Below are 7,112 nucleotides of genomic sequence, written 5' to 3'. Positions count from 1 at the left end.
ATCACGCCTGCCATGAAGTTGGCGATGGCCACTTAGCTCCACTTCTGGCGACCGCTAGAAGTGGGGGGATTACCCTTCTCCCACCCATCGGCCAGCTTCATTCATGCCGGCTTTCCACCGGTGCGACAGCCCGTCTCCGCAGTGCGGGCAATGCAGCAGCGAGTACTGCCGGGCCATCTTCTGCAGATCATCGACCTGCACGCGCTCCAGCAACTCCTCAAGCGGCGGCAGTGCGAAGCCGTCGTATCCGGGCGCTGCCTGGAACCGTTCGCCGCAGCTCGGGCACGGCCAGTACCACCGCCGGCGATCGCCGCGCATGTAAAGCGCGGCGATGCCGGCGGCTGGCGGAGCGTGGTGCGGGTGTGTCGCCCTCCACGCGCCGTCTGTGTAATCGGCCGCTGGACTCGACTCTGCTACGCAAATGCCCGCCGACATGAACGTCTGCGTGCGCTTGAGCGCCAGGCCGAAAGCCTCATCGATCGACAAGTCACCGGTGTAGTTGTCCACGTCCGTCATCAGGACGTCGTGGATGTCCTTGCCGGAAAGGATCGACACCGATGGCCAGCCGAAGCGCAGCGACATACCCGACCGAAAGAACTTCAGCAGGATGTTGTCGTCGTGCGACCTCGGGCTGAGCCTCTTCCGGAGATCGGGGCTTGCAGCGATGCCGCGCGATATACGGGTCTTGCTGTAATCCTCTGCCGCGTCCTTCGACATCTGGACGATCATCGTGTCGGCCGGATTGCACGTGATCGTGTAAGCCAGCCGGCCATCAATGAGGGCGATCGTCTTGCCGGATCGCGCCGGCCCCACGAACACCACGGCCTCGTAAAGCCGACTTGCGGTCAAGTCCAACGGCTCGACCATGTAAGGCGCGACGCGCGGATCCCAGGGACCGGCAGCACCGCTCGCGTTCGCGATGTGGAGCGACTTCGCCCCATCACTTACGCGCACCCGGCGCGGAGGCCGGATCATCTCGGCTACACCGAGTCGGACTTCACGCGCGGTCGCGTATTGGCTCATCGCTGATTGCCTCATACATCGACTGTCGGACGCGGTCGCATTCCTCCTGGGCCTTGATGACCTGCTCCGGGCTCAGCGATAGCTTTCGCTCCAGCACGTCCGGCAACGTGTCGAAGAACTGGACAACTTTTTTCACCAGCTCGGCGTAATCAGCTTCTACCTCGGCCGCTGGAACCAGCAGCCCGGTAGTTGTCTCGACCTTGAGCCGCTCGTTTTCAGACTGGTAGAAGGCGCGCCGCTCCATCGGCGGTAGATCACGCGGATCCAGAATTTGCTCGGATGCCGAGCCAGCGCCACCACTGACGAGCGCCGGCGCGGCATCGGCGAGCCGATAGATGTCGTTGGTGCCGCGCTTGCCGGATGGCGGCACGCCGGCTTCCCGGAGCCGCTTTGCAGCGGTGCGCCGGTCCATCCCGAACTCGTCCGCCAGCCTGGCAATCGACCAACCTGGCGAGAAGTCCCGGATGTCAGCCATGTCTTACCTGATGTACAGCGCGCCCTGCCCTGAATTGCGAGTTTTCCCCGGGGATTTCTTCACTTTTGGCCTACCTGCGGTGGAGCATCCCTAGGGGCCGAAATACTGTCGCGAACCGGGGTCCGAATTCCCCCCGGTAGGACCGCCGATCCGCCAGGGTCCCCGGTCATTTCTGAACGAATCGGAATTGGTTCATATTCAGGTTCACCGTTCAGCTTCGGGGTGACCGCTACGTTCCACGGCGTGTTCCACACCACCGCGTCGCCAGGGAGTGCGTTGAGCATCACCCCGCCCGGTTTCTGCACAGGAACCCGGTCCGCGGTCACTACGGCTTGGCAGGCACCGACGTGGTCGTCGGCGTCTCGGCCGACTTGAACAACAGCACCCGCAACCTCGCTTCGTAGTTGGGCATGCGCATCACGTTCGATGGCGCCGGTGACGGAGCGGGACAGGAGGTCAGTGCTGCAGGTGGCGAGGTCGTTGCGCAGCTGGAGCACACCACTGCGCAGGTCAGCCACAACAGCATCAGGGACGGCCTGGGCCTTCTCACGGTCTTGCTCATGGGCATCTCCGATAGCGGCCATTGCTTTGGCCTGGTTGTGCTCTTCCGCGCGTGCGGCCTGCTCAACGTGTAAGGCTTGCTTACCAGTTGCGACGCCGGCCTTTGCCTCTACGGTCTCCGCACGGTCGCCGCGCCACGCCCAGCCGGCGCCGACCATGGCGGCCGACCACAGCAGCGCTGCGGCGATGGCGATCAGGATGCGGTTCACGCCGCTGCCTGCTTGCGCCGATCAAATACGACATCGCCGTACAGCGCACCCCAACGGGTGTAGAACCAAAGGCGATAACCCGTGCTGGGCCGGTGCATATCCAGGCGGAGAAGCGACAAGCCCAGTAGCCGCCACCACGGCCAGGTCTGCGGACCGTGCTGCACTGGCACTCCATCGCGCCAGTGCGAAGTCGAGGCATTCAAGCGAATGCGCATGTTCAAACCCTCGTGTTGGTGTAGGTGATCCAGATCCAGGCCAGAACGGCCAGCAGCAAGCCGCATAGCGCGGTGATCAGCCACCCGGGTGGATCACTTGCCGGCGGCAGGCCGCGGTCCCAGCGGTCAGCCACCTGCTTTCCTCGCGTTGTTGGACCCGAAGTAGTAGCCGCCGACGATGCCGGTCAGATTGACCAAGCCGCCGACCAGCAGCAGAACGATGTCCTTGTTCCCGGCTGGGATCGATATCCCCAGCATCGCGGCGAGGATGATCAGATTCGTGGCGATCACCAGCACCGCCAGGCCGCCGCGCGCCTGCGCCAAGGTGTAGCGCGCGAATGTCATGCCGGCAGGCTCGCCGCGCCCATCGCCAGACGCATCACCAGCCTCGACACGGCCCGCTTGTCTCGCTCGGTCGCGTCGCTGAAAAGCTCCCACCGGAACTCCTGGATCACCGAGCCGAACTCGAGCCAGTCGCCGCGGCGCGCCGCAGCCCACAGGTCCGTGGCGTCGCGCACCAGCTCGGCGCCGATGATGTCGGCGATCGCGATGATGTACGGCAGCGAGGGGCGCATCTCCGGATGCACGGCGAGCAGTTCGAAGAATCGGCCGCGCAAGGTCTCCTGCGCTTCCATCACGTCCTCGGTCAGCTCCATGGTGGCCACACGCTCGCTCTGCTCGCGCGTCTCGATCGCGCGGCCGTACCCCAGCCGCAGCACGTTGCGCGCGTCGCGGCGTGGGCGCGAGGTGCGGCCCCAGCATTCCTGCAGCAGCACCACAGCCTCATCGAGCGACTGACGTTCTGCGGCCAGCAGGGTCGCGTCGTCGAGGTCCGGCACCATCATGCCCCGAGCGCCTTCAGCGCTTTGGCGTAACGCGCGCGGCGATCGGCGGCACCGTTCTGACCACCGTTGACGCGCTCGGTGATGTCGTCGAATCGGCCAGCATCGGCCAGTGGGTTGAGGTTGCGCGTATCCCAGAAGGCCGCGGCCGCCAATGCGCCCCACTTGGCCTGCTCCAGCGTCTCGGGCTGCTTCTCGAAGTCCGGCACGTCCCGCACGCCCTTGGCGCGCAGCGTGTCGCGCATGCCAGCGTAGTTGGCGCGTCCCGTGTTCTGGATCGGCCCACGGCCGCGGTAGCGGTAGCCGTCCCCGCTCGCTTCGTCGCCATTGCCCAAGCGGTTCGCGTACGCCGCATTGCCCAGGCCGACCGAGTTACGCGCCAGCTCCTTCGCCCGCGGTAGCAATGAGCGCCAACGGCTATTCGGCTTTGCGCGCTTGCACGCGTCGATCAGGTTTTCGAGGCTGTAATTCAGCCCTTCCACCACGGCGGTGAGGCCAGTGGATTCGTGCCCGACTTGCGCCAAGAACGCAGCCACACGGCGCGGCGTGGTGATGCTGTACAGACGGCACGCCTCGCTGATCGGTTCGATCCAGCGCTCTGCGGTTCGGTCGTTGCAACCCACCGCCTGCTTCAGTTGTTGGGCGGTCAGCTGCATGTGATCTCCGAAAACAGATAGCCCACCGGCACCGGCAGGGTTGGATAGTTGGATCTGGCGGGTTGTTGAGGAGTCGAACCCCTGGCCTTTCGGCCACCACGGTTTTCAAGACCGCTCGCCGCCCAACGCAGCGGAACAACCCAGGACTGGCGGAAGCGGCTGGATTCGAACCAGCGGACCCTTGCGGATCTACGGCTTAGCAAGCCGCTGCCTTCGACCTCTCGGCCACGCTTCCTGTTTGGTGGGGGCGGCAGGATTCGAACCTGCGGGTGCCGGGATCAAAGCCCGGTGCCTTGGGCCGCTTGGCGACGCCCCTCAAGTTTTGGTGGGGCGACGTGGAGTCGAACCACGCGAGTCTCAGACGCCGAATTTACAGTCCGGCCCAGCGCCCATCTGGCAACTCGCCCCGAAATTGATGCGCGGACTCCCGGCGCACGCCCGGCGTTCGATACACCCCTTGCATTTTGTATCCTTTTGGATACACTAGGCACATGGCAACGATCACCCAAACCGAAGCGTTCTCCACTTGGTTGCGCGGACTGCGCGACACCAGGGCCAAGGCAGTGATCGTTGAACGTGTGCAGCGCGTAGCTCGTGGCTTGCTCGGCGATGTCGAGCCGGTGGGCGGACCAGTTAGCGAACTGCGCATCCACTACGGACCCGGCTACCGGGTCTACTTCACCCGCCGCGGTGAGGAGGTCGTCATCCTCCTCTGCGGCGGCGACAAGGCCACTCAGGCCAAGGACATCAGGAAAGCGCAAGCCCTTGCCGCCGGCCTCTGAGCCAGCGCGCACAACGACTCGGAGTCACCCACATGACAAAGACCACCACTACCCCGTTTGACCCGGCCGAATACCTCGACGATGACGAGGCCATGTCCACCTACCTCTCCGAAGCGCTCGCATCGGGCGATACCGACCACTTCCAAGACGCACTGCAGGTCGTGGCGCGCGCCCGCGGCATGACGCAAATTGCAGAAGCCGCGGGACTTGGCCGGGAGAGCCTTTACAAGGCGCTCAAGCCAGGCGCTAACCCACGTTTCGACACCATCCAGCGCGTTCTGGCTGCGCTTGGTGTGCGCCTGAACATCGCTCCTGCCGACACGGCAAATGCCGCCTGAAAAAAAGACGCCAGGGTTAGCGAAGCCTACGAGTTGAGTCGGCACAGCATTTGCGTTGCTGAGGCGCCGCCGTCACGGAGCGCCCCTTCTATGCGACTCCGGCGGGAAGCCTCACGGCTGGCCGGTTGCCTGGATGCGCATCCACTGTGGCTACCGACTCGAAAGCAGCAACGAAAAAAGCCCCCGCATCGCTGCAGAGGCTTTTCTCACCAATTGATACAATTTGACTAATTTCTATCCGGTGTCAAGCCCAGTGCACTCCTCACTGGATGCGTCAGCTACCCCCCTCGACGCGGCTGCTCGGATTGGCGGTAAAGTCGTCGAACCTTCAAGGAAGCGTCTGACATGCCAGTAAGCCCTACCTCGACAGCAACCGAAACCGCTGCGCGAGTCGACGTCCTTGGCTTTATCACATCCATGACGGACGCGCTGGCCTGGCCGATAGCCGTGGGACTCGTCGTTTGGGTTTTTCATCGAGAGATCAAGCTGCTTCTACCGAAGCTTGCTTCCCTGAAGGCGGTTGGAGTGGAGGCCTCTTTTGGCAAGGAAATTGACTCACTTGTCCCATTGCCGCCTCCTCCGGCCGATATCCCAGCTGTGGAAGAAGCCGCAGCGATAAGTGAGGACGCTCAGCATTCAGATGTCGCGGCCGGCAACCTCGAAATCGATCATGCCCAGGAAAATTCATCACCTCGAATTTGGCTGAATGAAAGCCCGGAATTCTTTGAGTACATCGATCTTCGCTCTGAGCAAGTGAACTGGAAATATAATGACCAAGTCGAGTGGCTTAAGCTCCTTCCTGAGCGAGCAATCAGCTTACTTCATGAGTCGCGGCTGATAGCAGACGACTCCCCAAGAAGCGCGGTTTCACTTGCTTGGCGCGCAATTGAAATAACGACCAGGGAATGCGCAAAAAAGGTCGGACTCACCGTATCCCAGAACCATACACCTCGCGCACTTCTGGAGCTAATTAAACACAACAAGGCAGTCGAATATTCAACGGCCGAACGGTACATTGAACTATATAAGCTTCGAAACGATGCTCAGCTTAGCGAGAATTTCTCGGGATCTACCGACGATGCGATTCAGTATATTGACCGAGCTGAGGAGCTCGCAGTAAGCATTACGATTGAGTTCCATCTGGGCCATCCAAACGTTAAATTTTGAAGGATTGCCAAGCCTGGCTGGCAGGGCACGCATCCGCGTACACCCGAGCAGCCATCATGGCTTTATTCATATCCGCCTTGTCACCTAGATGATCGGTATGCATGTGCACCCATGAGCCGTGCTGCCTGTACTTGCTGAGATCCGATCCAAGCAGCGCGACTGCGGCGCAAGCAGCCCGTTCGCTGCACGTCGGCATCGCCCACACCCTGGTGATGCGCAATGGGCTCGATTCCTGAATCTGCTTGATCGTTGCGGCCAGATCCACAGAGCGGCCGAGGCGAAAGGCGCTCTTGCCATCTGCCAGCGGCACCGCTGCCAGGTACACCCACCAACGTTTCAGCGCGCGCTTCAACCTTGCACCTCCGCCCTGGCACGGCTGCGTGCCGCGTCGTCTATCGCCTGCCGCAGGTCCACGCCGGTGAATTCCGTCCGCGTGTTGCCCCACTCATCGGCTCGGTGCGAGAGAATGACAGCCCCCAGATTGAGCCGCTCCACGTCGCGCCGCATCGCCTCGATCGCCGGGATGCACTGGGTCGTCAGGTCGCTGCCCACCGGCAGGCCAAGCGCATAGCCGATCCGCTGCAACGCGGCGTGGTAGACGCGTTCTTCCTCTCGTCGGCGCAACGCAGCCATGAGCGTTGGCCGCATCTCGGTTTCCCATACGTGCTTGGGTGAGCCTTCGTCGGTGCCGGGAATTCGAACCCGCGCGCCGATGCCGAGCATCTCGGCCACCTCGTAGAAAGCGTCGATGTATCCGGCCTGCTGCTGGGGTAATCCCCCCGCCCATTAGCTGACGCCAGAAGTGGAATTTTCTCGTCCCCTTTCCCGAGGAGGTTCCATGAAG

12 protein-coding genes and 3 tRNA genes are annotated in these 7,112 nt (G+C 62.7%); 3 read left to right on the top strand and 12 right to left on the bottom strand.

Features of this window, described 5'->3' with window-relative positions; translation table 11 throughout:
* Positions 1-69: 69 nt before the first annotated feature.
* The 10 genes from LL972_RS21190 to LL972_RS21145 form a co-directional block, all read right to left on the bottom strand.
* Positions 70-1,023 (bottom strand): phage terminase large subunit family protein, encoded by a 954-nt coding sequence (locus tag LL972_RS21190; protein WP_228329269.1) that lies wholly within the window; start codon positions 1,021-1,023, stop codon positions 70-72.
* Positions 998-1,498 carry a DUF1441 family protein gene (locus LL972_RS21185; RefSeq protein ID WP_228329268.1) on the bottom strand — a complete coding sequence of 167 codons (501 nt, stop codon included), beginning with the start codon at positions 1,496-1,498 and terminating at the stop codon, positions 998-1,000. The genes LL972_RS21190 and LL972_RS21185 overlap by 26 nt, the downstream gene beginning before the upstream one ends.
* Positions 1,499-1,557: 59 nt before the next feature.
* On the bottom strand, positions 1,558-2,268 hold the full coding sequence (locus LL972_RS21180) for a hypothetical protein (RefSeq protein ID WP_228329267.1): 711 nt from the start codon (positions 2,266-2,268) through the stop codon (positions 1,558-1,560).
* Positions 2,265-2,483, bottom strand: a complete 219-nt coding sequence (locus LL972_RS21175; RefSeq protein WP_228329266.1) for a hypothetical protein — start codon at positions 2,481-2,483, stop codon at positions 2,265-2,267. The genes LL972_RS21180 and LL972_RS21175 overlap by 4 nt, the downstream gene beginning before the upstream one ends.
* A gap of 126 nt (positions 2,484-2,609) precedes the next feature.
* A complete protein-coding gene (locus LL972_RS21170; RefSeq protein WP_041019321.1) occupies positions 2,610-2,828 on the bottom strand; it encodes a hypothetical protein in 219 nt (72 codons plus the stop codon).
* Positions 2,825-3,328 (bottom strand): hypothetical protein, encoded by a 504-nt coding sequence (locus LL972_RS21165; protein WP_052759824.1) that lies wholly within the window; start codon positions 3,326-3,328, stop codon positions 2,825-2,827. The genes LL972_RS21170 and LL972_RS21165 overlap by 4 nt, the downstream gene beginning before the upstream one ends.
* Positions 3,325-3,981, bottom strand: coding sequence for a glycoside hydrolase family 19 protein (locus tag LL972_RS21160; protein WP_228329265.1), 657 nt, complete (start codon positions 3,979-3,981; stop codon positions 3,325-3,327). The genes LL972_RS21165 and LL972_RS21160 overlap by 4 nt, the downstream gene beginning before the upstream one ends.
* 55 nt (positions 3,982-4,036) lie before the next feature.
* Positions 4,037-4,123: transfer RNA gene (locus LL972_RS21155), tRNA-Ser, on the bottom strand.
* 5 nt (positions 4,124-4,128) lie between these two features.
* Positions 4,129-4,216 (bottom strand) — tRNA-Ser (locus LL972_RS21150).
* An 88-nt stretch (positions 4,217-4,304) separates the two neighbouring features.
* Positions 4,305-4,389 (bottom strand) — tRNA-Tyr (locus LL972_RS21145).
* Between the two features lie 83 nt (positions 4,390-4,472).
* Between LL972_RS21145 and LL972_RS21140 the strand changes: the two genes are divergently transcribed.
* The 3 genes from LL972_RS21140 (at position 4,473) to LL972_RS21130 (ending at position 6,268) form a co-directional block, all read left to right on the top strand.
* On the top strand, positions 4,473-4,763 hold the full coding sequence (locus LL972_RS21140; RefSeq protein ID WP_228329264.1) for a type II toxin-antitoxin system RelE/ParE family toxin: 291 nt from the start codon (positions 4,473-4,475) through the stop codon (positions 4,761-4,763).
* Between the two features lie 32 nt (positions 4,764-4,795).
* On the top strand, positions 4,796-5,101 hold the full coding sequence (locus LL972_RS21135; protein WP_228329263.1) for an addiction module antidote protein: 306 nt from the start codon (positions 4,796-4,798) through the stop codon (positions 5,099-5,101).
* A 345-nt stretch (positions 5,102-5,446) separates the two neighbouring features.
* Positions 5,447-6,268 (top strand): hypothetical protein, encoded by an 822-nt coding sequence (locus tag LL972_RS21130; RefSeq protein WP_228329262.1) that lies wholly within the window; start codon positions 5,447-5,449, stop codon positions 6,266-6,268.
* Here the strand turns inward: LL972_RS21130 and LL972_RS21125 are convergent.
* Positions 6,258-6,620 (bottom strand): hypothetical protein, encoded by a 363-nt coding sequence (locus tag LL972_RS21125; protein WP_228329261.1) that lies wholly within the window; start codon positions 6,618-6,620, stop codon positions 6,258-6,260. The genes LL972_RS21130 and LL972_RS21125 overlap by 11 nt on opposite strands.
* On the bottom strand, positions 6,617-7,000 hold the full coding sequence (locus LL972_RS21120) for a hypothetical protein (RefSeq protein WP_228329260.1): 384 nt from the start codon (positions 6,998-7,000) through the stop codon (positions 6,617-6,619). Before LL972_RS21120 ends, LL972_RS21125 begins: the two co-directional genes overlap by 4 nt.
* Positions 7,001-7,112: the final 112 nt, after the last annotated feature.

The sequence above is a fragment of the Xanthomonas campestris pv. asclepiadis genome, from assembly GCF_020784175.1.
GTDB lineage: Bacteria > Pseudomonadota > Gammaproteobacteria > Xanthomonadales > Xanthomonadaceae > Xanthomonas > Xanthomonas campestris_D.
This window is presented reverse-complemented; position numbering and strand designations above follow the sequence as displayed.